This is a genomic window from Paraburkholderia diazotrophica (assembly GCF_900108945.1).
GTDB classification, from domain to species: Bacteria; Pseudomonadota; Gammaproteobacteria; order Burkholderiales; family Burkholderiaceae; genus Paraburkholderia; species Paraburkholderia diazotrophica.
In genome coordinates, this window is the sequence record NZ_FNYE01000023.1 from 49,982 (window position 1) to 74,498 (window position 24,517).

At 63.7% G+C, this 24,517-nt stretch carries 18 protein-coding genes and 1 riboswitch; of the genes, 11 read left to right on the top strand and 7 right to left on the bottom strand.

Translation table 11 applies throughout. From position 1 onward, the window contains the following. Positions 1–9: 9 nt before the first annotated feature. From BMW76_RS25395 to BMW76_RS25410, 5 genes are all read right to left on the bottom strand, one after another. Positions 10–495: a hypothetical protein gene (locus BMW76_RS25395; protein ID WP_143062315.1), complete on the bottom strand. Its 486-nt coding sequence runs from the start codon at positions 493–495 to the stop codon at positions 10–12. Then, positions 492–800, bottom strand: coding sequence for a hypothetical protein (locus tag BMW76_RS40490; RefSeq protein ID WP_143062316.1), 309 nt, complete (start codon positions 798–800; stop codon positions 492–494). Before BMW76_RS40490 ends, BMW76_RS25395 begins: the two co-directional genes overlap by 4 nt. Next, the gene (locus tag BMW76_RS25400; protein ID WP_090870207.1) at positions 757–1,392 is read right to left on the bottom strand and encodes a hypothetical protein; all 636 of its coding nucleotides are present in this window, start codon (positions 1,390–1,392) and stop codon (positions 757–759) included. The genes BMW76_RS40490 and BMW76_RS25400 overlap by 44 nt, the downstream gene beginning before the upstream one ends. Beyond that, complete coding sequence (locus tag BMW76_RS25405) at positions 1,389–1,742, bottom strand: hypothetical protein (protein WP_090870209.1); 354 nt, start codon at positions 1,740–1,742, stop codon at positions 1,389–1,391. The genes BMW76_RS25400 and BMW76_RS25405 overlap by 4 nt, the downstream gene beginning before the upstream one ends. Before the next feature lie 129 nt (positions 1,743–1,871). Further along, the gene (locus tag BMW76_RS25410) at positions 1,872–2,300 is read right to left on the bottom strand and encodes a DUF3293 domain-containing protein (RefSeq protein ID WP_090870211.1); all 429 of its coding nucleotides are present in this window, start codon (positions 2,298–2,300) and stop codon (positions 1,872–1,874) included. A gap of 28 nt (positions 2,301–2,328) precedes the next feature. After that, positions 2,329–2,434: riboswitch (SAM-I-IV-variant riboswitch) on the bottom strand. Between the two features lie 204 nt (positions 2,435–2,638). Here BMW76_RS25410 and BMW76_RS42845 point away from each other — a divergent pair. Continuing rightward, complete coding sequence (locus BMW76_RS42845; protein ID WP_407669023.1) at positions 2,639–3,058, top strand: winged helix-turn-helix domain-containing protein; 420 nt, start codon at positions 2,639–2,641, stop codon at positions 3,056–3,058. A gap of 6 nt (positions 3,059–3,064) precedes the next feature. Here the strand turns inward: BMW76_RS42845 and BMW76_RS41295 are convergent, their stop codons facing one another. Then, positions 3,065–3,910: a hypothetical protein gene (locus BMW76_RS41295; RefSeq protein WP_177200493.1), complete on the bottom strand. Its 846-nt coding sequence runs from the start codon at positions 3,908–3,910 to the stop codon at positions 3,065–3,067. Between BMW76_RS41295 and BMW76_RS25420 the strand changes: the two genes are divergently transcribed. Next, positions 3,881–5,743: an AAA family ATPase gene (locus tag BMW76_RS25420; RefSeq protein ID WP_177200494.1), complete on the top strand. Its 1,863-nt coding sequence runs from the start codon at positions 3,881–3,883 to the stop codon at positions 5,741–5,743. The genes BMW76_RS41295 and BMW76_RS25420 overlap by 30 nt on opposite strands. Positions 5,744–5,852: 109 nt before the next feature. After that, on the top strand, positions 5,853–7,355 hold the full coding sequence (locus BMW76_RS25425; protein WP_090870306.1) for a DUF2779 domain-containing protein: 1,503 nt from the start codon (positions 5,853–5,855) through the stop codon (positions 7,353–7,355). Positions 7,356–7,557: 202 nt separating this feature from the next. On the opposite strand, the gene BMW76_RS25430 is transcribed toward BMW76_RS25425, so the two are convergent. Further along, positions 7,558–7,812 carry a chorismate mutase family protein gene (locus tag BMW76_RS25430; RefSeq protein WP_245763377.1) on the bottom strand — a complete coding sequence of 85 codons (255 nt, stop codon included), beginning with the start codon at positions 7,810–7,812 and terminating at the stop codon, positions 7,558–7,560. 231 nt (positions 7,813–8,043) lie between these two features. Here BMW76_RS25430 and BMW76_RS25435 point away from each other — a divergent pair, with 231 nt between their 5' ends. From BMW76_RS25435 to recD, 8 genes are all read left to right on the top strand, one after another. After that, positions 8,044–9,300 (top strand): metallophosphoesterase family protein, encoded by a 1,257-nt coding sequence (locus tag BMW76_RS25435; RefSeq protein ID WP_090870309.1) that lies wholly within the window; start codon positions 8,044–8,046, stop codon positions 9,298–9,300. A 3-nt stretch (positions 9,301–9,303) separates the two neighbouring features. Continuing rightward, on the top strand, positions 9,304–12,768 hold the full coding sequence (locus tag BMW76_RS25440) for an ATP-binding protein (protein ID WP_090870219.1): 3,465 nt from the start codon (positions 9,304–9,306) through the stop codon (positions 12,766–12,768). A gap of 263 nt (positions 12,769–13,031) precedes the next feature. Continuing rightward, positions 13,032–13,238 (top strand): hypothetical protein, encoded by a 207-nt coding sequence (locus BMW76_RS25445; protein WP_090870221.1) that lies wholly within the window; start codon positions 13,032–13,034, stop codon positions 13,236–13,238. Between the two features lie 91 nt (positions 13,239–13,329). Further along, positions 13,330–13,596 (top strand): hypothetical protein, encoded by a 267-nt coding sequence (locus tag BMW76_RS40495; protein WP_143062318.1) that lies wholly within the window; start codon positions 13,330–13,332, stop codon positions 13,594–13,596. A gap of 344 nt (positions 13,597–13,940) precedes the next feature. Beyond that, a complete protein-coding gene (locus BMW76_RS25450) occupies positions 13,941–14,783 on the top strand; it encodes an SIR2 family NAD-dependent protein deacylase (RefSeq protein WP_090870223.1) in 843 nt (280 codons plus the stop codon). 135 nt (positions 14,784–14,918) lie between these two features. Beyond that, on the top strand, positions 14,919–18,527 hold the full coding sequence (recC, locus tag BMW76_RS25455) for an exodeoxyribonuclease V subunit gamma (RefSeq protein WP_245763378.1): 3,609 nt from the start codon (positions 14,919–14,921) through the stop codon (positions 18,525–18,527). Next, positions 18,524–22,333, top strand: coding sequence for an exodeoxyribonuclease V subunit beta (gene recB / locus BMW76_RS25460; RefSeq protein ID WP_090870225.1), 3,810 nt, complete (start codon positions 18,524–18,526; stop codon positions 22,331–22,333). Before recC ends, recB begins: the two co-directional genes overlap by 4 nt. Further along, positions 22,330–24,450 (top strand): exodeoxyribonuclease V subunit alpha, encoded by a 2,121-nt coding sequence (recD, locus tag BMW76_RS25465; RefSeq protein ID WP_090870227.1) that lies wholly within the window; start codon positions 22,330–22,332, stop codon positions 24,448–24,450. Before recB ends, recD begins: the two co-directional genes overlap by 4 nt. Positions 24,451–24,517: the final 67 nt, after the last annotated feature.

Consider the following 24,517-nt stretch of genomic DNA (forward strand, 5'->3'; position numbering starts at 1 on the left):
GCGCTTTGCTTAGCGGTCGAGTGTCTGGGCAGCTCGTTCGAACATCTGCTTGAAGCATGGCACGATGGCGCCTGCGTCAAATGAAAAAGCCGCATCGCGCCGGATTAGCTCCACATAGTCGTGGATGTGCAGGTCGAAGCCAGATGCTTCGAAGTATCGCTTCGTCTCGCCGATCAGAAAATCGACAAACGCCGGCATGAGCCCGGCTGCTTCGTCTGCGTCGACCAGGCCTTCACGCTCTGGCGCCCACAGAAGCTGGAATGGATTTTCGTGATGCGCGCCGAATCCACACCAGCCAAACTTGGGAAACGCGGTCTGTCGGCGCCACGCTGTATAAAGATCGCGCCGATGCGTGAAGAGGCATTGATCGGTCAGTGTAATCATGAACGTACTCAGCACGAAGTCCAGCCGGTGATCCGGGGCGACTGCCGCCAGATCATGTGAGACGTTCGCCCACTCACGGCCGCCGAAGAAGACAGCCGCCTCGTCCTTCATGATTTCGCGCCTGACGATTCTATTCGGACGTTCGAGCCGGATGCGCTTGAGGTCTTGCGGAAACGCTGTTGAAAAGTACGCTTGCATGGATTCTGCCGATGGTCGAAAAAAAGATCGGGACGGAGCGCAATGCAAACGCCCCATGTGGATAACGGCAGGCAGAAGCTTTTCTTGATTTGGCGCACCAACGCTTTCACGTCGGTTTCTTCCGCATCTTCTTCGGAAAATGCGGTGCGCGCCTGCGTCGAAAATGAATGGACATCAGCCGAACCGGACACCAACGACAGAATTTGCCAATGGTTCATCTCGTACGTCAATATCCCCGGTGACGTTGAGCCGGATCGGTTCGTCGTCGAACGTCGGGCGGTACAGATAGCCTTCGATCTTTCCCGTGAAGAACGTTCGTCCCTGGTGCTTCGCGAAACTCTCGACCACTGCGTTTTTGACGTAGGCCAATTGGTCATTCCGCTGCCATGACGCAATGTCCTCGGGCAGGCATGCGCCGAACCGCCGATTGCCGTCCGTCAAGCCGAACAGTGTGATCTGGGTCGGGCGCTTCAGCTCCGCTATCACGTCGAGTCGAGGCCGGAAGTCTCCTCTCGCTTCCTCCTCTCGGCGCCGTGCTGCGGCTTCCCGTTCTTGCTGAAGCAGCGCGTCGTTTTCAGCCATGACCTTTTTGAGTTGGTGTTCGTCCACGGCGAACCGGCTACCCTCAAGCCTTTCCCATAGCAGGCGATTGCCTTCTCCATGCTTGAGCCAGCAATCCAGCCGGTCTATCGCCTTCGAGAAGTTAGTGAATCCCAGCTCTGCAAAGAACGCTTGTGGTGTCACACCCGATTGCTCGATCAGATTCAACAGCAATTTACCGACGGGGTAGTTGGAGTCGCGTTTTCTCATTGCGCACCCCCTCGAACGGTTTCGAATCGCTCGTGTTCGGCATACGGAACGAGTGCTGCAAAAAAACTTGCGATGTGAACGAGGTCGTAGGCATAAACGGGAAGCAGCCCGTGCTTCATCCATTGCGCCGAACGGATCACGCGAAATCCGCCAATGACGCGGTTCGAGCAGCGTGCTTCAACCGCTTCACGCACGTGCGCAACGGGCTTCGCGAAAAGAAATGAGCCGGTACGCACCGTGCCCGGAAGTCCGCTCAACGGGACGTGGTCGCAAGGGACGTCGATCTGAAACCGGAAGCTCTCGAAGAGGCTGTCCAGCGACGGCAGCGTGCCTAACAATGGTTGCGTCATGTGTATCTCCATCCCCGTCGATTCGGCGTTCACCGGCCTTAGGGCAGAGAGGCATGGCGACGCTTTAGCAGCATTTATGAGTCGCGCTGCAAGTTGTGCTTTAAATCCGCGACGTGTGATGAAAACGGACTACCGCAAAAGGATCAGTCGAGGCACGGCGTTCTCTGCTGACCACACAATCGCGTTCTGACCGTACTTCGTGCCAAGCGCCTTCGCTGCTTCGAGCGATAGGCCGGGCACAAGAAAGCTCGCCTCGCCGGGCCAGTTATTCGACGGGTGTTTGCCGATCCCTTCGATAGCGGTCATCCCAAGCAGCTTCAAGTCCACGGCCAGCGCCACCATACGCGCTGTGTTGGACTCGCAATCACAATCCTCGCTGAAAGGATTGCACGCCGTGATGAAGGCGCTGCACGGGACGTCGTACGCGTCGTGCAGTGCGGCCAGCATCGGATTGGCCTGACCGATGTGCAGCATCGTCGATGCCTCGTCGAAAACGAGGTATTCCGTTTCCAGGTAGGCCTGGATCGTGCCGCCGGCAATACTTGAGTCTGAAAACAAAAAACCCTCCGTTAATGGAGGGTCGACGCTTGACCCGCTTGGTTGCTCTCTCAAGAGCCACATTCGCTTTCGCGTTCCACCTTGCCCGGGGAGGCAGGTTGGCTTGGGCGTCGACCCAATTCGGAATGTATTGCTGCATTTAAGCACTAGTCTCCATTGCTCGTCAAGCAGCTTCTCCACATGTTTCTTCATTAAGGCTAGCGATTGGTTCGTAGACACATATTCTCCATGTGGTAGGGACCAGCGTAGCCATGAAGGGCGTCGGCGTACACGACGTTAGCCGGATGAATCGAGAAACTCCTCCGAAAGGGGCAACAACGACGGCCTCCGTGCCCGGCATGTTGAGCTACTCCGAATGTGAGATCGACATCGATCGGGGCCAGTTCATCGCGGGGCGCGCGGTTGCTCTCAGACCCAGGACCTTCACGCTGTTGAAATACTTGGCGCTGCATCTGGGTCGCCTCTTGTCCTGTGACGAACTCATCGAAGCGGTGTGGCGCGACCGCATGGTAACCGACGACTCGTTGGTACCGTGCATCAGCGAAATACGCTGCGCTTTGGGCGACCACCGTCAACGGGCGATCCGCACCGTGCCTCGAAGGGGCTATATGCTTGAGCTTAGGCCCATCAAGCATACTGCGCCTCCTGAAGGCGAGGTGACCCGTTCGCTCTCGCCCGCACGAGCGTCAGGAAGCCACGTGCCGGCGCAACCGGACTCGAATCGGCGCGGGTGTGCGGCTCATTGCGTTTGGAGATGAGAGTGGTTACAGGACTCCATGCGGCTTTTTAATCCGCACGACTGCATCATTTGGGACATGCTCAAACGAAGCGGTGGGTAGGAGTCTGACATCGTGAACTCGGCAGCATCTGATGACGCTGAGTCCGCTGCCGCCATCCCCTGAATCTTCGCAGTTAGGAGAGCGCGTCGCCGATCTTTGGCGGTTCCTGCACCGTGGCAATGCACTTCCTTTGTCACCAGCAGCGTCTTTCTCCACGACAACCATGGCACCGAAATGGCGGCCCGCTACCTTTGCCATCTCGATCTTCCGTCCGTTGCTGTTTGTTCTGTGGGAGTACGGGTTTCGCCCGGCAAAGGCAAAAGCCTTTCTGGCCTGGAGTCTCCGCAGCCCGGTTATCGGCATATCGTCCGCGTTCTTGAGCGGCACGTCGGCTAAGCGATTGACGGAGCGGTACGCGGGAATCAGGACACGATCTGTCTCAAGCATGCGGCAAACTGCTTGCACATTGACAGCGGAGTCCAGTACGCGCCTATGAAGCATTCTCTTGCCAGACGCAAGTTGTCCCGCACCGGGACGCTCCTGGTCGAACCCGTCGTTAAACTTTGGACCTTGCGTTTCCTGGTGGATCTCGAACTCCATCGGCGGCTCGTGAAACCCAACGGATGGTCGAGCGATCTGGTAGTGCAGGCACTGCAGCTGCCGCAGCCGCACATCCGGGCTGCGGATGCCGAGGACGAATTTGACTCGATGGCCGATTATGTTGACGTCGGGGAAGAAGCGTCCGAGACGGCCAACCGCGCATTCAACCGCGAATTGTGCGTACGAGAGCTCCGCAAACGCTTGCGCGAGGCCGAAAACGAAGCCGCGCATGCGTATCCTCCCGCGATCCTCGCGTCGAACGTGCGGCGTCTGCAGGCACTCGTCGGCCTGAACAATGTCGAGGCAGCCCTTCTGACGTTCGTGACACTGGTGCATACCGACAAGATGCTCGATCTGATGAGCGACTGGATCGGCGATCTGACTTCGGCGCGCGTACTCCACGTGCTGTCGGCGGTATTGCGCCTGCCCGAAAAGGACGTGCGCGCGGCGCTATCGCCGCGCGGCACGCTCGCGCGATCCGGGCTGCTGACGGTGGACCGCAATCAACGGTGGACGCTTGCGTCAAAACTCGATCTGTTGTGCGACGGCTTTGCCGACCGGATCGTGTCCGACGAAATCGATCCCGTCGATCTGTTGCGCGGCATGGTCACACTCGCGCCATCCGCAACGCTCGCGGAAGGGGACTTCGAGCACGTCGGTGAATCTGTGTGCCTGATGCGTTCGTACCTGAGTCGGGCCGCCGCGGCGCGCCGGCGCGGCGTCAACGTTCTCGTTCACGGCGAACCGGGCACTGGAAAGACGGAACTGACGCGTGTGCTCGGCGGCATGCTCGATCTCTCGCTTTACGAAATCGCGGGGGAAGATGCGAGCGGCGACGCGGTGCTCGGCGAGCAGCGCTTGCGAGCGTTTCGCGCAGCGCAGGCGTTTTTCGCGGAGCGGCCGGTGCTGATCGCGTTCGACGAGGCCGAGGATGTGTTGTCCGGATACGGATCGAAGGAGCAAAGTGTCGCGCAGCGACGCAAGGCGTGGCTCAATCGCGCGCTGGAAGAAAACCCAGTTCCGACCGTGTGGCTGTCCAACTCCGTGCACGGGCTCGATCCGGCGTTTGTGCGGCGCTTCGACATGGTGCTCCACATGCCCTTGCCGCCCGCCCGCATGCGCGAGCGGATCTTCCAGACTGCGTGCGGCAACCGCCTCTCGGGCGCCGTGGCGCAGCGCATGTCCCGGCACGCCAGCCTGACGCCGGGTGTCGTCGCGCGCGCCGCCGCCGTGCTCGACGGGGTCGGCGATCAATGGTCACCCGAGCGCTACAACGCCACGCTTGAACGGCTCGTGAGCGGCACCCTCCAAGCGCAGGGCCACGTGCCGTTGTCTCGCGTCGATTTGCCGCCGTTCGGGCCCGACTACGCGCTCGGCAACGTGAACGCCGACTGCGACCTGTTCGCACTCGCGGAAGGGGTGAAGCGCGAACAGTCGGCGCGGCTGTGCTTTTACGGGCCTCCTGGCACGGGCAAGACGGCTTATGCGGCGTGGCTCGCACATGAGATCGATCGCCCGCTGATCGCTCGGCGCGCTTCCGATCTCCTTTCGCCGTTCGTTGGCGAAACCGAGCACAACATCGCGCGTGCCTTCGAGGATGCGCTGCGCGAAGGCGCCATGCTGTGTATCGACGAAGGCGACAGCTTCTTGCGCGACCGGTCGCTCAGCCACCATAGCTGGGAAGTGACGGCCGTGAACGAGATGCTTGCGCAGATGGAGCGCTTCAGCGGCGTGCTGATCATCTCGACCAATCTTGTCGACACCCTTGATGAAGCCGCATTGCGCCGATTCGACGCGAAGATTCTCTTCCGGCATCTGAGCGCCGACCAACGGCGCGCCTGTTTCACCGACCGGTGCCGGGCGCTCGGCCTGCATGAAGACCATATTGACACCGTCTTTGCACGGCAGCTCGCGAAGGCCGACACGCTTTCGCTCGGCGACTTCGCCGCCGTCGTTCGACGTCATCGACTGCAACCGTATCAGTCGGCCACCGATTTCGCGCGTGCGCTTGCGGCGGAATGTGCGTTGAAGCAGCGGGGCTCGGCACCCATTGGATTCATCTGACGCGGCCCGCGAGTCCCGCGAACTCAACTTTCCCGGGCGCGCGTCGTTAAGTGGGTGAGCCTTCAGTGCGAACCAGTGCATCTTTCTTCAGGAGCCGTTTTTTATGTCGATGAGACCTTTGTCAAAGTCCAAGCTGATGGCGTATCGCCAGTGCGCGAAACGGCTCTGGCTTGAGGTCCATCGACCAGGGCTTCGCGAGGACTCGGCCGCGACCCGCGCGAGTTTTCGCACCGGCCATCAGGTGGGCGCGCTCGCACAGCGACTCTATGACGTCAAAGGCGAGGGAACGACTATCGAGTTGCGCCTTGGGAACGTGAACGAGGCGCTCGCCCGGACTCAGGACGCGCTGTGCACATCAGGTCCGATTTTCGAAGCGGGCTTCGCCATCGATGGCGCGCTGTCCTTCGCCGACGTCATGCTGCGAACCGATACGTCAGACTCGACGGCCTGGCACATGGTGGAAGTCAAATCGTCCACGGAGATCAAGGACTACTACCTCGACGACGCGGCGATTCAGGCTTTCATTGTGAAACGCGCGGGCGTTGCGCTCGAGACCATCGCGCTGGCGCACATCAACCGCAACTGGGTGTATCGCGGCGATGGCGACTACCGCGGCCTGCTGGCGGAACATGATGTGTCGAGACACGCGTTCGGACGCGAAGACGAAGTGCAAACCTGGATCGACGCTGCGCAAGCTGTCGTGCGGCAACCGGACGAGCCCGACGTGCGCATCAACCGACAATGCGTCACGCCGTATGCGTGCGGCTTCCTCGCGCATTGCGAGCGTGCCGAACCGCGTGCCGAGCATCCCGTGCAGTGGCTTCCGCGCATACAGCGCAAGGCGCTTAAAGGCTGGATCGAAGCGCACCCCGGCGGGGATCTGAACGACGTGCCAGACGATCTGTTGACCGACATGCAGCGCCGTGTCAAAACGCATACGCTGTCGGGCGAGACCTTCTTCGACGCGCAAGGCGCCGCTGCGGATCTCGCAGGCCACGGCCTGCCGGCGTACTTTCTCGACTTCGAGACTATCCAGTTTGCGGTTCCCATCTGGAAGGGCACGCGTCCTTTTCAACAGATCCCGTTTCAGTTCAGCGTCCATCAACTCTGCTCGGATGGCCGGCTCGACCATCGATCTTTTGTCGATCTGTCGGGCGGCGATCCTTCGCTCGCCTTTGCGGACGCGCTGGTGAGCGCATGCGGCGACACCGGGCCCGTGTTCGCCTACAACGCGTCGTTCGAAGCAACGAGAATCCGCGAACTCGCCGGACGCTTTGGTCATGTCGCGACGGCGCTTCTCGCGATCGAGGCCCGCATCGTGGACCTGCTGCGCATCACGGAGCGACGTTACTATCATCCGGGGCAACGAGGAAGCTGGAGCATCAAGAGCGTGCTGCCAGCCATTGCGCCCGAGCTCAACTATCGGGCACTCGAAGGGGTGCAGGACGGCTCGATGGCGATGGAAGCCTTTCGCGAAGCGATCGCTACCGAGACTTCTTCGCAACGCCGTGTGCAGATCGAGCAGCAACTGATCGACTACTGCGCCCTCGATACGTATGCAATGGTGCGGCTCTGGCAATTCTTCGCGGGCCGGCGCGATCTCGCGTTGTAGCGCGTGGCGGCCCGTGCAACGCGATGTCAGGCCGCGTTCTCCCACGCTGAGCCGTCAGCCGGTCTTACTCATGCCCGGGCCTTGTCGCCGCGACAGCACGCGCGGAACTATGTTTGTACATAGTGGTCGGCGCCAAAAAAGACGCTGTGCGACGGATCCATCGGCATTGGGATCGAGTCAAGCGAGACTACTGCACGTGCGATCAACTGGCCGTCAACATGGCGAGAAGCTGCTGCAGTCTGCGCAACTGCGCGGGCGTGATGCCGGGCGTGAGGCATGCCTGGTGCACGCGCGCGCGCCAGTAGCCCTGGCCGAAAACCGGCATCGTGCAATCGAACCGGATGACCTGTTCCAGATGAGCGATCGCCGCGTCGAGATTGTTGATCGTGTAAGGGCTGGCGCTCCCCGTCGATGCCTGTCGCGCGGGTGGTTGCTTCTGCTGGCTCAAATCGGGCATCTGAATCCGGTCTGCAATCATGGAGACGAGATGATCGGCCGGCGTTGGGACATTTCGCGTCTCTAACCCCCGTCGGCATGGGAACGAACATGGGCGCGTGATCGGGACGCGATTCGTCCCGATGCCAGGCTAGCATGAGCCTGCCTGTCGTTTCGCTTAGAATCGACGTCCGGCATCGGCGGGCCAATGGGTGCGCGCGTCGATGACCCATCGTTCAATCGGGGAGTGAACATGCGGTTTATCCATGCGGCGGATATTCATCTCGACAGCCCGCTTCACGGCCTGAGCGCCTATGCGGACGCGCCCGCGGCGATGCTGCGCAATTCGACGCGCGAGGCGTTCTCATCGCTGGTGGCGACCGCCATCGACGAAAAGGTCGACTTCGTGGTGATCGCAGGCGATCTGTACGACGGCAGCTGGCGTGACCACAACACGGGTATCTTTTTTTGCAGGGAGATGGGCCGGCTGCGGCGCGCGGAGATTCCCGTGTTCGTCCTGTTCGGCAATCACGACGCCGAAAGCGAAATGACGAAGCAACTGCAACTGCCCGACAACGTCCGTACCTTCTCGACGCGCAAGGCGGAGACATTCAGGATCGACGCGCTGAAAGTTGCACTGCACGGCCACAGCTTCAAGGAACGCGAGACCACCGCGAATCTCGTCACGGGCTACCCGGCGCCTGTGTCCGGCTACTTCAATATCGGCGTGCTGCATACGGCTCTCGAAGGCAACGCGGCGCACGCGAGCTATGCGCCGTGTTCGCTGGCGGAACTGCATGGCAAGGGCTATCAGTACTGGGCGCTTGGGCACGTGCACGAGTTTGCGATGTGGCAGGATCGATCGACGGTGGTTTTTCCGGGCAATCTGCAAGGCCGCAATATCCGCGAGACGGGGCGTCGTGGCGCCGTGATGGTAACGGTCGACGACTCGGGCGCTGTCGTGGTCGAGCGGCTTTTCGTCGATGTGTTGCGCTGGGAGGCGGTGGAAGTCGATGCGTCGGCCTGCGCGACGCTGAACGATGTCGCGCGCGCGGTCGGCATTCATCTGGAAACGCTGGCGGCGTCAGCATCGACGACCGTGCCTCACGCCGTGCGCGTGACGGTAACGGGACCGAGCGCCGCGCATGGCGATCTGTTCGGACTCGAACCGCAATTGCGCGCCGAAGTGCTGGCGCAGATCGCGGGCCTCAGCCACGAGCGCCTGTGGCTCGAAAAAGTGCGTATTGAGACAAGTCCGCCCGCTGATAGCGGTTCCGTGCTGGATCGCGCGGATGCCATTGCTGATCTACACAACCTGCTCGTTGAAGCCGAGTCCGATCCAGACTTTCTCATGATGCTGAAAGAGCGGCTGATCGGACTGGCGACACATTCGCCTCACGAGCTGCAGGAAATGGTGCCCGCGCTGTCTCACGTGCGCAACGACGATCTGGCGGGGCTGGTGCGTGAAGTGCGCTCCGGTCTGCTCGAACAGGTGGCAAAGGCGAACTGAACCATGCGCATTGGCAAGCTCGAACTGATCCGTTACGGCAAGTTCTCCGACGAAGCGGTGGGATTCCCCCGTTCGTCGCGCGATTTTCATTTTCTGGTCGGACCCAACGAAGCCGGCAAGTCCACTATCAAGACGGCGATCACCGAATTGCTGTTCGGGATGCCGCACAGCTCGCCGCTCGATTTCATCCATCCGCAGAGCGAACTGCGTCTGGGCGCGATGATCGAGCATTCGGATCAATCGCTTGCGTTTCATCGGTCGAAGGCGAGGAAAGCGTCCTTGGTCGCGCCGACGGGCGAGCCGCTCGCGGGCGATGCGCTCGCGCCATTTCTCGGTACGACTGACAAGGCGTTCTTCGAGCAGATGTTCTGTCTTGATCACACGGCGCTGGTCAAGGGCGGGCAGGGCATTCTGGACGCGTCGAGCGACGTGGGACAGGTGTTGTTCCAGTCGGCGGCGGGCATCTCCAGTCTCGGACCTGTGCGAGAGCGGCTCGTGGAGGAGGCGGATCGCCTATGGAGCAAACGCAAATCGGGCGAGCGCACCTACTACGTCGGACAGAAGCAACTGGATGAAGCGAGCGCCGAACTGCGAGCCGCAGCGGTGCGGACATCCGCGTGGCGGGCGGCGCAGGAGGCCGTTGACGAGGCGCAGGAAGGAAAGGAGTCCGCTGAGCGACGGCACGCTGAACTGGAACTGACGCGCAGCCGCCTTGAGCGCATTCGCCGCGTCGCGCACCATCTGGCCGTGTGGCGGGAAAAAAACGCCGAACTAGACGCGCTCGGCGAGGTGATTGACCTGCCGGACGGTGCCAACGCAACTCTGCAAGGCGCGTTGAGCAAACTGGCCGCCGCGCAAAGTGCGCTGGAAATCCATCTGCGACGTGTCGGCGAACTGCAAGGCGCGCTGGAAATCGCAGAAGTGGATCACGTCGCGCTGGCGTTCCAGAGCGAAGTCGAAGCGCTCGAAAGCGCGCGTCATCGCTGCGGTGACCACGAAGCGGACATCGCACGCCTTGAACAGCAGGTCACGATGCTCGTGCGTCAGATCGCCGATGCATGTACGCAACTCGAATGGCCCCGGGACGAAGCGGCGGCGCGCAACTGCGTGCCCTCGGCGCTCGCGCTGCAGACGGTCGAAAGCCTGATGCGCGAGCGCGGCAAGCTTGAGCAGTCGGTCGTCAATGCGCAGCAGGCGATAAAGAAGAAGCTCGCGGACATCGCCGAGCTCGGTCGCAAGCTTGAGAGCCTGCCGGATGGCGACGTTCCCGCAGAAGTCTTGGCCGCGTTGCGTGCGGGACAGCGATATGGCGAAAACACCTCTGCACAGCGCCGGCTGCAAGATGCCGCCGCCGACGCGCAGCGCACGCTGGACGCGAGTCTCGCTGCGCTGGGCAAATGGAGTCGTCCATTGCCGGCGTTGAAGGCTATGACCCTGCCTTCGGCGGAACGTGTCGCGTCGTTGCGCGCGGAGCGCGATGAGCTCGTCTCGCGTCTGATGCGCGTGCGTGACCGCCGTGATGAAGCGCGTGAGAGCGAAGCCCTCGTGGTCGCAGAACACGATGCGTTTGAGCAGGCCAATCAGATCGTCACGGCTGAACTCGTCCTGCAAGCGCGCGATGTGCGCGACGCGGCATGGGTGGCGATCAGGGATGGTGCGGTGTCGGTTGCCCGCGGGGCGCCGGAATTCGAAGCATCCGTGAAGGCAGCGGATATCCTCTCCGACCAGCAGGTCGACTCCGTCACGCAAGCGTCGGAACTGTCGAATCTGAAACAGCGCGTTCTCGAAGCGAGGGAGGCGGTGGCGCGCGCCAATCAGCGCGTTACCGAAGCAGAACAGGCGCTCGCGGGCTTCGACGCGGCCTGGACGTCGATCGTTTCCGAGCAGGAATTGACCGGCATGGCGCTCGACGATATCGCTTCGTGGATGACGCGCCGCGAGCACGCGCTGCACGCCGCCGCGGCGGTCGAAAAGTGCACGGATGAGTTCGAGCGAGAACGCGCGGAAGTTGAAGCGTGTCGCACAAGACTCGCCGCTTCTCTCGTTCAGGCGGGACTGGGCGGCACGTTGCCTGCCGACCTCGAAGGCTTGTGCGCGCTGGCCGAGAGCCATGTGAGTGAGCGGAAGCAGGCTGCGACGACGCGGCGTCTTCTCGCCGGACAGATAGAAGCAGCTCAGATCGACGTTGCGACCTTGGGTCGTGACGCGGACAATCATGGCGATGCACACCGGCTCTGGAAGGAGCAGTGGGCTGCTGCCCTGGCGAAAGCGGGTCTGTCGGCTGTTGCCGGTTCGGATGCCGTGACCGAGGCTGCACTCGGTATCGCAAGAACGGTTCGCGAACAGCTCGATCAGATCACCTCCATTCGCGACACGCAGATCGGTCCGATGCGCGCCGCCCTGGCGAGCTTCTCGTCTGACGCGGGCAGGCTCGCGGCCCAGTTTGGTGTGTCGATGCCTGAAGAGGCGGACGCAAAGGCCATATCGGTCGAACTCTCGCGACGTCTGTCGTCTGCGCGCGCGGTGCAGGCCGAATCGCAGCGTCTGAACCATGAACTGGCGGATGTAACTGAGCGCGTTCGTCTCGCTCGTGCCGAGGTCGAAGAGGCTGCGGCGCAACTGCGTCCGCTCTACGCGCTGACGACCGTCGACACGCCTGACCTGCTGCGTCCGCTCATCGCGCGTTCCGACCGCAGGCGCGAACTCGTGGCTGCCATCGATCAGGCGCATAAAAATCTCGTGAACGATGGCGACGGATTGAGCATCGGTCAACTCGCCGACGAAGTCGACGCGACCGATCCGCAGGCGGTCCAGGCCGAACTGCTAAGCGTGGGTGCCGCGTTGAGCGATTCGGTCGACGCGCGTGCCGAAAGGGCGACCGCGCTGGCCGAAGCGCGTCAGCGGCTGGCGGCGATCTCCGGCGGTGCGAATGCGGCGATTGCCGAGGCAAAACGCCAGGAGGCGCTCGCTTCCATGGCCGAGGCGGCCGAACGCTTCATCAAGGTCGAGACGGCGTCGACCATGTTGCGCTGGGCTGTCGACCGGTACCGCGAGCGTCGCCAGGGGCCGATGCTGGCGCGCGCGAGCGCGATCTTTTCTGAATTGACGCTGGGTGCGTTCGAGCGTCTCTCCGTCGATTACGACCGGCAACCGCTGGCGCTGGCCGCAGTACGTCCGGACGGCGAGCGCGTCGAGATCACCGGCATGAGCGAAGGGACGCGCGACCAGCTCTATCTGGCATTGCGCCTCGCGGCGCTCGAATTGCATTGCGAGCATGGCGTAGCGTTGCCTTTCGTCGCCGATGACCTGTTCATCAACTTCGACGACAAGCGGGCGAAGGCAGGGCTTCGCGTGCTGGCGGGAATGGCCACGCGCATGCAGGTGATCTTTCTCAGCCATCACGATCACCTGGTCGAAATCGTTAACGAGGTGTTCGGCGCCTCTGCGAACGTGCGATATCTGGGCTAACGATTTTTTGGTTCAGCCACACATCGTTGAGTGTTCGTTGTTGCTTGCGGCACGGTGCGCCAGAACTCCGGCGCGCCGTGCCGCTTTGCTTTTTCCTGAGCCAATATCCGGTTGTAAAGCGAATCTCGATACGCAAACGTTTTCGCTTCAGACCAAGGGTTCCCGTGTCTTGCCGCGACCACCGGGACGCGAATTGTCCCAATGCGCATCTATAGTGTCGTCGATGCGGAACACCTATCAGACAGACACTACGGGGACCACGAATGGCCACTGAATATCTGCGCGACGACCACTATCACATCATCGGCTCGATCGAGACCGATTCGAGCGGCAAGCAGATCGCGCGTGACGCGCGTTACAACCGGGTTGGGGAATACGATCCCCGGACCGATCAAACCCGCGACGCTTCTTACCGGATTCTTGGAACGGGTAATCAGCTTTCGGCATTGATCTGGCGTGCAGTCAAATAGCTGCGGCTTGCATGTGGACATTCCATCGCGCAAATCGTCAGCGAATGCTTAAAGAAAGTATAGCGGGTGCCGTAATTGCCATGGTGGATGCATGGCGACCGCCCGTGTAATCGGGACGTCGTTTGTCCCGAGCGCGATGCAAACTGTGCAGGTGAATCCATGCACGGTGGCATCGGGGACACAGACTCGCTGTATTCACCTGAGAGGACTCAACATGTTGAACAACAATTCGCCCCTCGAAAGCCTTGCGGCATTTGCCATCGTTTTCGCGACCGGCATCCTGTCGACGGTCGCGCTTGGCAAGTACATTGAAAAGGTGCGCCGCGACGCGCAGAATGCCGTGTCTGGCGCGGCGTGAGTATCTGACGTATCGGCCTCGATATCCTGATTTCAGCACGCGTACGCTCCATGCCGATCCCCGCGCCTCCGATGACATTGACCTGCCGCGCGTGCGGCCGGCGCCGTGTCTATCGGCCGCGCAGTGATGTGCTGGTGGTGCTCGGCGCATGCGAGGCGTGTGGGAGCACCGATCTCGACATCCGGCCGGCACGTCCACTCGATGGCCCGGGCATTTTGGCCTTGTGGCTGCTGGACCGCCTCAAGGGCCGTTCGCGCACAAGGCCTTAGCTGCATGCTGGCGCTTGCATAACAACGACACAGACCACAGCCGACAGGCAGACAGAACAACGGGGGCCGTACGAGATGAAAGAACAATTGGCAATCGAGCAGGCCGCCGCCTGGCTGCGCGACGCGGACGGTCTGCTCGTGACGGCAGGCGCGGGCATCGGGGTGGATTCGGGGTTGCCGGATTTTCGCGGCAACGAGGGCCTCTGGCGCGCGTATCCGGCGCTGGGCGCGGCGCAGATCGGTTTTCCGGCGATCGCCAATCCCGCGTCGTTCCTCGAAGATCCGTTGCTGGCGTGGGGGTTTTACGGGCATCGCCTGAAGCTGTATCGCGAGGTCGTGCCTCACGCCGGGTTTGCGATCCTCCAGCGCTGGGCGCAACGCATGCCGCACGGTGCGTTTGTCCGCACCAGCAACGTCGACGGCCAGTTTCAGCGTGCAGGGTTCGCGGAACAGGCCGTTGCCGAGTGCCACGGGTCCATTCACCACCTGCAATGTGCGTCGCCGTGCTGCTCGCGCATCTGGCCCGCGACGGAATTCGAACCGCAGGTCGATGAGCAGGCATGCCGCCTGGTCGGTCGTTTGCCTCGCTGCCCGGACTGCGGCGGCATCGCACGCCCGAATGTGCTGATGTTCTACGATGCGGCCTGGCTGTCGCGGCGCACCGACGCACAGGAAGCGCGCTTGCAGCGCTGGATCGATTCCGCCCGCCGGATGGTGACGGTGGAACTCGGCGCGGGCACGGCCTTGCCGACGATCCGCCGATTCAGCGAGCGTCACGGGCCGCGCGTCATCCGCATCAATGTGCGGGAGCCGCAAATCGATCCGGCGAAAGGCATCGGCATTCAGGGCGGCGCGCTCGAGACACTCGTCGCACTCGACCACGCGCTCGATCAGGCCGACGGCGCGCACAAGCGCTGACCCGCCACGCCTCATCGTTTCGCCCGACGTGCGAGCCGCCACTCAACTCACGACCAGTCGCATTGCGCGAACCGAACGCGAGCGCGTGTTACCCACGCGCGGCGCTTGCGTTTTCGCGCGTTCATGGAGTCTTTCTTGACATCGAATTCCCTTTCTCCCGGGCTGATGCTGATTCACGGCAATCGGTCCGAGCGCCTTCGCGATCTGCTCGTTGAATGGATGAAACGTTACCCGCTCGCGCCACTCGAGAACGAGGTGATCCTCGTGCAGAGCAACGGCATTGCCCAATGGCTCAAGCTCGCGCTCGCCGCTGACCGTGATCCCGTGACGGATTCCGGTGGCTGCGGGATTGCCGCCGCACTGGAAATCTCGCTGCCTTCGACCTTCATCTGGCAGGCCTATCGCGCGGTGCTGGGCAAGTCGTCAGTGGCCGAAGTGTCGCCGTTCGACGAATCGCGGCTCGTGTGGCGGTTGATGCGCGTGCTGCCCGCGCTCATCGATCTTCCGGCGTTCGAGCCGCTGCGTCGCTTCATCAGTCACGACGGCGACCGCCGCAAGCGCTTTCAGCTGGCCGAGCGCATCGCCGATCTGTTCGACCAGTACCAGATGTATCGCTCCGACTGGCTCGACTGCTGGGCGAAGGGGAACGATAGCGTGCTCGATGCGCGCGGCGAAGCGCATCCCTTACCCGATGAACAACGCTGGCAGGCGGCGTTGTGGCGGGAACTCGTCGCGGACGTGGCGCGTTCGGCGGATGCTGCCGCAGCGCCCGAAGTGATGTCGGACGGCGGACGCGCCGCCGTTCATCAAGCGTTCCTCGCCAGAGTCGATGCATGGGACAGCGACACGCGGCCGCCAGGCTTGCCGCGTCGGGTCATCGTGTTCGGCATTTCGAGCCTGCCGCGCCAGTCGCTCGAGGCGCTCGCGGCCATCGCCCGCTGGACGCAGGTGCTGATGTGCGTGCCGAATCCGTGCGCGCATTACTGGGCCGACATCGTGCCCGACAAGGAACTGCTGCGTGCGCAACATTCGCGGCAACAGCGCCGCGAGGGCGCACCCGCTGAACTGGCTGCGGAACAACTGCATCTGCATGCGCATCCGCTGCTCGCGTCGTGGGGCAAGCAGGGACGCGATTTCATCGGCCTGCTGGACGAGTTCGACAGCGCCGAGGCACGCGAGCGTTATCGGCCGCAATTCGCGGGCATTGGACAGCGTATTGACCTGTTCGAAGAGCGCGAAGCAACGTCGCTGCTGCAACAGCTGCAGGACGATATTCGCGATCTGCGTCCGCTGCGCGAGACGCAAGCGGAATGGCCACCCGTCGATCCCGCTGCCGACGAATCGATCCGCTTTCACGTGGCCCACAGCGCGCAGCGTGAAGTCGAAGTCCTGCACGACCAGCTGCTCGCGGCCTTCAACGACGACCCGACCTTGCGGCCGCGCGACATCATCGTCATGGTGCCGGACATCGACGCCTACGCGCCGCACATCCAGGCCGTCTTCGGGCTGCTCGACCGTGACGATCCGCGCTACATTCCGTTCAGCGTCGCCGACCGCGGACAACGCAAGGCGGACCCGCTCGTCGGCGCGCTTGAAACGCTGCTCAGCTTGCAGCATTCACGCCTGACGGTGAGCGATCTGCTCGATCTGCTCGACGTTCCGGCGCTGCGCCGGCGTTTTGCCATCGACGAGAGCGATCTTCCGACACTGCGCGCGTGGATGCGCGGCGCGAACGTGCGCTGGGGCTTGCATGCAGAGCATCGCGCGAGCCTCGGCTTGCCGCGCGACGACAACCCGGCAGCGCCGCACACCTGGCTGTTCGGCCTGCGCCGGATGCTGCTCGGCTACGCGGTTGGCGGCGAAGCGCAAGCGTGGGGCGAGATCGAACCGTTCGGCGAAGTGGGCGGGCTCGACGCCGCGCTGCTGGGGCCGATCGTCCGGCTGATCGACGAACTCGATCACGCGTGGCGCACGATGAGCGAGCCGGCGACGCCCGCAGTGTGGTGCGAGCGCCTGCGCGCCCTGAAACAGGCGTTTTTCAGCGCCGACGACGGCAACGATGCCTATACGCTCGCGCGGCTCGACAACATCCTGCACACGTGGCTCGACGCCTGCACGGAAGCGGGACTCGACGACACGTTGCCGCTTTCCGTCGTCGGCGATTACTGGCTGAGCCTGCTCGACGATGCGGGTCTCGCACAGCGCTTCTTCGCGGGCTCGGTGACGTTCGCGACGCTGATGCCGATGCGCGCCATTCCGTTCCGCCGGGTGTGTCTGCTCGGCATGAACGACGGCGACTATCCGCGCACCCGCGTGCCGATGGATTTCGACCTGATGCGCGGCTACTACCGGCCCGGCGACCGTTCGCGCCGCGAGGACGATCGTTATCTGCTGCTCGAAGCGCTGCTGTCGGCGCGCGATCATCTGCATGTGTCGTGGGTTGGGCGCAGCATCAACGACAACAGCGAGCGGCCGCCGTCCGTGCTGATCGGGCAACTGCGCGACCATCTCGTTTCCGGCTGGCAACTTGCCGATGCACCGTCGGACAAGCGACATGCGCTCGTCGATGCGTTGACCGTCGTGCATCGCCTGCAGCCGTTCAGCGCCGAGTATTTTCCCGCGAACGCCGACGCCGATGCGTCGCCGCTCTTCACCTATGCCGCCGAGTGGCGCGACGTGCCGTCCGAAACGGCGACGCCCGATGCCACGGCTGACGCGCCGCTCGATGCCGTCGTGCGCGACGAGCCCTTGTCGCTGCGCGAAGTCTCCGACTTCCTGCGCAATCCCGTCAAGGCGTTTCTGTCGCAACGCCTGCGCATCGCGCTGGATATCCAGGAAACGGCCAGCGACGATCAGGAGCCGTTCGAACTCGATGCGCTCGACATCTGGAAGCTGCAGGACGAACTGATCGGCGCGCAAGTCGCGCAAGTGCACGAAGACGCTGACGACGCCGCGCTCGTCGCGGTACGCGACGCGCGTCTCGCCGTCATCCGGCGGCGCGGTGACGTCGCGACGGGCGGATTCGGCGACCTCGCGAGCGACAGACTGATCGAGCCGATGGACAAGCTGTTCGACGCGTACCGGACGCAACTCGCGCGCTGGCCGGTCGTGCGCGAGCGCGCGCAGGAAATCGGCTTTGCGGTGGCGGGCGAGCACGGCCAACTGGGCATCGCCGACTGGCTCGGCCACTGGCGTGCCGATAACGACGGCAAGCTCGCTCGCGTGCTTCTCGAAACCAGCGAGCTCGTCGAGGGACGAACCCGGCGCTATCGCTATGCGAAGCTCGTCGGACCGTGGGTGCAGCATCTCGCGGCGAACCTCGACGGCCGTGAGGTATCGACGGTGATCGTCAGCAAGAAGGGGACGGTCGAGTTCCCGCCGATGCAAGGGGGCAAGGCGGCCGCGTATCTCGGCGCGTTGCTGCGCGCCTGGGAGGAAGGCATGCGCAGGCCGCTGCCGCTTGCAGTCGAGTCCGCGTTCGAATGGATTTTTGCGGGCGGCGCGCCACGCAACGACACGGACTCATCGCGGGATATGACGGATGCGCGCCATGCCGCGCGCCGGAAATACGAAGGCGACGGCAGCGGCTTCACGTCCGGAGAGGTGGAAAAGAGCGCGAGCTTGCGCCGCGCCTATCCCGATTTCGAGAGCCTGTCCGCGAGCGGCGAATTTGCGGTGCTGGCCGATGCGCTGCTCAAGCCGCTGATCGACGTAGTGAAGAACAACGCAGGAGCTGACGAATGAACGCGCCCAACCTTCCGGCAAGCATGATGCACACGCCGCAACCGCTCGACCCGCTGCGCTTCGCGCTGTCGGGCCGCAGTCTGATCGAAGCCAGCGCGGGCACGGGCAAGACCTTTACGATCGCGATGCTCTATGTGCGGCTGGTGCTTGGACACGACCCGTCGAACGCGCACGCGCGTCCGCTGACGCCGCCCGAGATTCTCGTCGTTACCTTCACCGATGCCGCGACGAAGGAACTGCGCGATCGCATCCGCGCGCGGCTGACGGAAGCGGCCGCGTATTTTCGGGCCGAGCCGCATGACGTAGAGCCGCTCGCGCCCGGCGCAATCGACCTGCTGCACGCACTGCGCGACGAATATCCGCCGCAGCAGTGGCCGGCTTGCGCGCGCCGCTTGCAACTCGCGGCCGAATGGATGGACGAAGCGGCCGTGTCGACCATTCACGCGTGGTGCAACCGGATGCTGCGCGAGCATGCATTCGACAGCGACAGCCTGTTCACGCAGACGCTCGAAACCGACGAAAGTGAGCTGCTCGCCGAAGTCGTGCGCGACTACTGGCGCACGTTTATGGCACCGCTCGTAGCAGCGGATGCGGCCACGGCCAGCGAATGGGCTAAAGGTCCGTCGGAGTTGCAGAAGAAGCTGCGCAATCTGATCGACATTGCGCCGTTCCTGCCGGACGCGCCGGCACCCGCCGATGCGCTGCAGGCGGCGCGCGACGAGACGGCTCGGCGGCTTGCTGAGTTGAAGGCGCCCTGGAATACGTGGCCAGCGGACATGAAGGCATTGCTGGATACGGCGCGCGCAAGCAAGCAATACGTCGGGACTGCGTTCGGCAAGGCGAATTGCGAACGCTGGTTGAATGAACTCGCGGCATGGGCCGGCGATCCGGAGAAGGCATCGCCGTCTCTCACCGATACCGCCTGGAACCGGTTGACGCCCAAAGAACTCGCGGAACATTGCCAGCATGGCACGCCGCTTTCGCATCCCGGCTTCGACGCGCTCGTCACCTTGCGCGCGGAGCTTGCCGCGCTGCCGGATGCGCGCAACGATCTGCTGTCGCACGCGGCCCGCTGGGTGGCGAAGCGCTTCGCGGCCGAACAGGCGCGGCGCGCCCAGATGGGCTTCGACGATCTTCTGATGCGCCTCGACGCAGCCTTGCATGGACCGAACGGCGAGCGTCTCGCCGAGATCGTCCGGAAGCAGTTTCCCGTTGCGCTGATCGACGAGTTTCAGGACACCGATCCCGTCCAGTACCGCATCTTCGATGCCGTCTACGGGCAGGGCAGCGAAACATCGGAGGCGAGCGCCGACCATGCGCTCATCCTGATCGGCGATCCGAAACAGGCTATCTACGCGTTCCGTGGCGCGGACATCTTCACCTATCTTGCGGCGCGCCGCTCGTGCGGCACGCGGCTCTACACGCTCGCCACGAACTTCCGCTCGACGCACGCGATGGTCGACGCGACCAACCACTGTTTCAACGTGGCGGAGCAGCGAGAAGCAGGCGCGGGTGCGTTTCTCTTCCGCGAGTCGGATGGCAATCCTGTGCCCTTCATCCAGGTGAGCGCGAAGGGCCGCGACGATGCGTTCGTCGTCGATGGCGACGCGCCGCGTGCAATGACGGCATGGTGGCTGCCTCCGTCCGACGACGGCAAGCCGCTCAGCAAGACCGCGTATATCGATCGCATGGCGCAGAGTTGCGCGACGGAGATGGTGCGTCTGCTCGATCTTGGCCAGCGCGGCCGCGCCGGATTCGGCGCGGTGGGTGGTGCAGCGCCGCTGAAGCCGCTGCGTCCCGCCGACATGGCCGTGCTCGTCAACAACCGGATCGAGGCCGACGCCATTCGCAGGGCGCTTGCGAAGCGCAATGTGCGCACGGTCTATCTGTCCGACAAGGACTCCGTGTTCGAAAGCCCGCAAGCGGCCGAGCTGCAGCATTGGCTCGCGGCCTGTGCGGAGCCCGACGACGGCAGGCTCGTGCGCACCGCGCTCGCCACGCCGACACTCGGACTCGGCTGGGCACAACTGGACGCGTACTACAGCGACGAGATCGCGTGGGAAGCGTGCGTGTTGCGGTTCCGTGGCTATCGCGAGTGCTGGCGGCGTCAGGGCGTGCTGCCGATGTTGCGCCGCCTGCTGAACGATTTCAGCGTGCCCGCGCGCCTGCTCGGACTGCGCGCCGGTGGCGCACAACGCGTGCAGGGCGGCGAGCGCATCCTGACCGATCTGCTGCATCTGGCGGAATTGCTGCAACAGGCGAGCACGCTGATCGAAGGCGAACATGGCCTGATCCGTCATCTGGTCGAACAACGCGAAGCGGCGGCAGAGGGCAATGGCGGCGGTGATGCGCGGCAACTCCGTCTGGAGAGCGACGGCGATCTTGTGAAGGTGGTGACGATTCACAAGTCGAAGGGCCTCGAATATCCGCTCGTGTTCCTGCCGTTCGTGTGCGCGCACCGTCCCGCCGGCGCGAACGACGTGCCGTTCAAATGGCACGACGCGCAGGGCAACGTGCAGGTCGCGCTCGACGATGACGGCGGCGTGCTGGAAAAGGTCGACCGCGAACGGCTCGGCGAAGACTTGCGCAAGCTCTACGTGGCGCTCACGCGCGCGCGGTACGCGACGTGGATCGGCATCGCGGAACTGAAGGAATTCGAGCGCAGCGCGATCGGCTATCTGCTCAACGGCGCGAAAGTGCTGGCGTCGGGAGAACTCGAAAAGTGTCTCCACGAATCGCTCGGCGCGGCGGACGACATCGCTGTCACGCCCGCGCCCGAGCCTGGCGACGACCGTCTCGCGCATCTCGACCAGAAATCGCGAGAAGGCGAGGCGCGCGCCTCGGTGCGCGTGTTGCGCGAGCCGTGGTCGGTCGCGAGCTATTCGAGTCTGAAGAAGATGAGCCACGGCGTGAATGTCGTGCCGGACACGCCGCGTGAAGAAGGTTTTATCGAGGCCCGCGATGCCGAGGCCGAGATCGATCAGGACGATGCACCACAACCCCCGCAAGCGCCGCGCCGATCGGGGCAACGGATTGCGTCCTTGCTGCACGACTTCCCGCGCGGTTCCGACGAGGGCAGCTTTCTGCACGACCTTCTCGAATGGGCCGCGCGGCATGGCTTCGCGCAGGTCGCGGTGGACGAGCGGCCGCTGCGTGAAGTGGTCGCGCGCCGTTGCAGCGTGCGTGGCTGGCAGCGCTGGATCGAACCGTTGACGCAATGGATCATGCAGATCGTCACGACGCCGCTGCAGTTGAAGGCTGCCGGCGGCGTCGACGCGACATCGATCAGGCTGTCGGACTTGCGCACGTCGGCTGCCGAAATGGAGTTCTGGCTCGCCGCGCATCATGTCGACACAGCGGCGCTCGATCGGCTCGTCAGTGAACATACGGTCGGCGGCACTGAGCGCGCGGCGATCGAACCCGCGCAGCTCAACGGCATGCTCAAGGGTTTCATGGATCTCGTGTTCGAACACGACGGCCGTTACTACGTCGCCGACTACAAGTCGAACTGGCTCGGCGCCGATGACGCCGCCTACACGGCGGAGCGCATTCGCGCGCAAATCCTGCGCTCGCGCTATGACCTGCAATACGTGCTGTATCTGCTCGCGCTGCATCGGCTGCTCAAGGCGCGGTTGCCCGACTACGACTACGACACGCATGTGGGAGGCGCCGTCTATCTGTTTCTGCGCGGCCTGAATGCATCGACACAAGGCATTCATGCCGAGCGTCCGCCGCGCGAGCTGATCGAGCGGCTCGACGATCTGTTTACGGGCGACTTCGAACTCGCCGACCGGGAGGCTGCATGAGCGCGCTATTGTCTGAAAACACGGTCGCGACGTCCGGCGGCGTGGGTGATCGCGAGCAGATCGGGCATCTGCTCGCGGACTGGGTCGAGCGCGGCTGGCTGCGCGAAGTCGATGCTGCATTCGCCCGCTTTCTCGCGCGTGAAGTGCCGCGCGCACACGCGCTGCTGATCCTCGCCGCGGCGCTTGCGAGCCACCAGCTCGGGCGCGGCCACGCCTGTCTCGATCTCGTCGCGACGCTGCGCGACCCCGCTTTCGCACTGTCGCTGCCGCCAGATGGCCCGAGCACACGCGCCGACGACGATGCCGACGAGAACGTCCTGTTGCCGTCGCAGGTGCTGGCGGGTGTCACACTGGAGCGCTGGCAAGCGGCGCTCGACGATATCTCGCTGGTCGGCGACAGCGAGGGCAGCACGCCGCTGGTGCTCGTCGGCACGCGGCTCTACCTGCGCCGCTACTGGCAGTACGAACGGAACGTGTGCCGCGCGATTCGTCAACGGCTCGAAGCGTCGGTCGAACTGGCAGGCGCCCTGGATGTCGGCGGCTTGCGCCACGCGCTGAACACGCTGTTTCCGTCGACGGAGACACAACGCAAGGCGCACGCCGACTGGCAGAAGCTGGCCTGTGCGCTTGCTGCACGGAGCGCCTTCAGCATCGTCACGGGCGGACCGGGTACGGGCAAAACGACGACCGTCGTGAAGCTGCTCGCGCTGCTTCAATCGCTGTCGCTCACGGGCGAGGACGGCAAGCCGCTGCGCATCCGGCTCGCCGCGCCGACGGGCAAGGCGGCGGCACGGCTGAACGAATCGATTGCCAATGCCGTCGAGCGTCTGCCGCTCGACGGCTTCGCCAACGGCGAGGCGATACGCGAGGCGATTCCCGTCGCGGTGACTACGCTGCACCGGCTGCTCGGCACGCGGCCCGATACGCGGCGCTTTCGTCATCACGCGGGCAATCCGCTGGCACTCGACGTTCTGGTGATCGACGAAGGATCGATGGTCGATCTGGAAATGATGAACGCCGTGCTCGATGCATTGCCGGCGCGCGCGCGGCTGATTCTGCTCGGCGACAAGGATCAGCTCGCATCGGTGGAGGCGGGCGCCGTCCTCGGCGAATTGTGCCGCCGCGCCGGCAATGGGCACTACACGCGTGCGACGCAGACATGGCTGGAAGAGGCGACGGGCGAGCGCATCGAGTCGCGTCTCGTCGACGACGGCGGCGGCGCGCTCGATCAGGCGATTGCCATGCTGCGTTTCAGCCATCGTTTCTCCGCCGAAAGCGGCATCGGACAACTGGCCGAGGCCGTCAATAGCGGCGAGCCGCGCAACGTGGCAGACGTCTGGGCCAGCCATCACGCGGACCTTGCGTTGCTCGAATGCGCGGAGAAAGGCGACGCGGCGTTCAAGGCGCTTGTCGTCGACGGGCAGGTGAGCGCGTGGATGAACGGGCAGATGAGCGGCGAGACCAGCGCTCGCCGGGGCTATCGACACTATCTTCAGACACTGCATGAAGGACAGCCGGCACACGGCTCCGGGCAAGGCGCGTTCGACGCATGGGCGAACGATGTGCTCGCTGCGCACGGCGAGTTCCAGTTGCTGTGCGCGCTGCGGCGTGGCGCATGGGGCGTCGAAGGATTGAACCGGCGCGTGGCGCGTCTGCTTCAGGACGAACACCTGATCACGGCAACGGGTGAGTGGTATCTCGGGCGTCCCGTTCTCGTGACGCGCAATGACTATGAACTGGGCCTGATGAACGGCGATATCGGCATAACGCTCGCGCTGCCGGAGCCGGATGGCGGCTGGAGTCTGCGTGTGGCGTTCGCGGCCAGCGATGGCTCGGGCCGCATCAAGTGGGCGCTGCCGAGCCGCATGCAAGCGGTCGAAACCGTGTTTGCGCTCACCGTGCACAAATCGCAAGGTTCCGAGTTCACGCATGCCGCGCTCGTACTGCCAGACACGATGAGCCCCGTCCTGACGCGCGAGCTCGTCTATACGGGCATCACGCGCGCGCGCCGCTTCCTGACGATTGCAAGCGCGGGCGGCAGAGCGGTGATCGAGCGGGCGGTGCTTGCGCAGGTGCTGCGCGCGAGCGGTCTGTCGGCGGGATTCGACGCTGCCTGATGTCATCTGCGGCCGGGACAGGATATGTCTTGGCCACGTGCGACGATGCGTGCCACCCATCACACAC

What these genes read in the sequence shown, in the direction of transcription:
- BMW76_RS25395 (WP_143062315.1), bottom strand. Translation starts at nt 495, where the DNA reads ATGAAGGACGAGGCGGCTGTCTTCTTCGGCGGCCGTGAGTGGGCGAAC.
- BMW76_RS40490 (WP_143062316.1), bottom strand. Translation starts at nt 800, where the DNA reads ATGAACCATTGGCAAATTCTGTCGTTGGTGTCCGGTTCGGCTGATGTC.
- BMW76_RS25400 (WP_090870207.1), bottom strand. Translation starts at nt 1,392, where the DNA reads ATGAGAAAACGCGACTCCAACTACCCCGTCGGTAAATTGCTGTTGAAT.
- BMW76_RS25405 (WP_090870209.1), bottom strand. Translation starts at nt 1,742, where the DNA reads ATGACGCAACCATTGTTAGGCACGCTGCCGTCGCTGGACAGCCTCTTC.
- BMW76_RS42845 (WP_407669023.1), top strand. Translation starts at nt 2,639, where the DNA reads ATGTTGAGCTACTCCGAATGTGAGATCGACATCGATCGGGGCCAGTTC.
- BMW76_RS41295 (WP_177200493.1), bottom strand. Translation starts at nt 3,910, where the DNA reads ATGCGCGGCTTCGTTTTCGGCCTCGCGCAAGCGTTTGCGGAGCTCTCG.
- BMW76_RS25425 (WP_090870306.1), top strand. Translation starts at nt 5,853, where the DNA reads ATGAGACCTTTGTCAAAGTCCAAGCTGATGGCGTATCGCCAGTGCGCG.
- BMW76_RS25430 (WP_245763377.1), bottom strand. Translation starts at nt 7,812, where the DNA reads ATGCCCGATTTGAGCCAGCAGAAGCAACCACCCGCGCGACAGGCATCG.
- BMW76_RS25435 (WP_090870309.1), top strand. Translation starts at nt 8,044, where the DNA reads ATGCGGTTTATCCATGCGGCGGATATTCATCTCGACAGCCCGCTTCAC.
- BMW76_RS25440 (WP_090870219.1), top strand. Translation starts at nt 9,304, where the DNA reads ATGCGCATTGGCAAGCTCGAACTGATCCGTTACGGCAAGTTCTCCGAC.
- BMW76_RS25445 (WP_090870221.1), top strand. Translation starts at nt 13,032, where the DNA reads ATGGCCACTGAATATCTGCGCGACGACCACTATCACATCATCGGCTCG.
- BMW76_RS40495 (WP_143062318.1), top strand. Translation starts at nt 13,330, where the DNA reads ATGGCGACCGCCCGTGTAATCGGGACGTCGTTTGTCCCGAGCGCGATG.
- BMW76_RS25450 (WP_090870223.1), top strand. Translation starts at nt 13,941, where the DNA reads ATGAAAGAACAATTGGCAATCGAGCAGGCCGCCGCCTGGCTGCGCGAC.
- recB (WP_090870225.1), top strand. Translation starts at nt 18,524, where the DNA reads ATGAACGCGCCCAACCTTCCGGCAAGCATGATGCACACGCCGCAACCG.
- recD (WP_090870227.1), top strand. Translation starts at nt 22,330, where the DNA reads ATGAGCGCGCTATTGTCTGAAAACACGGTCGCGACGTCCGGCGGCGTG.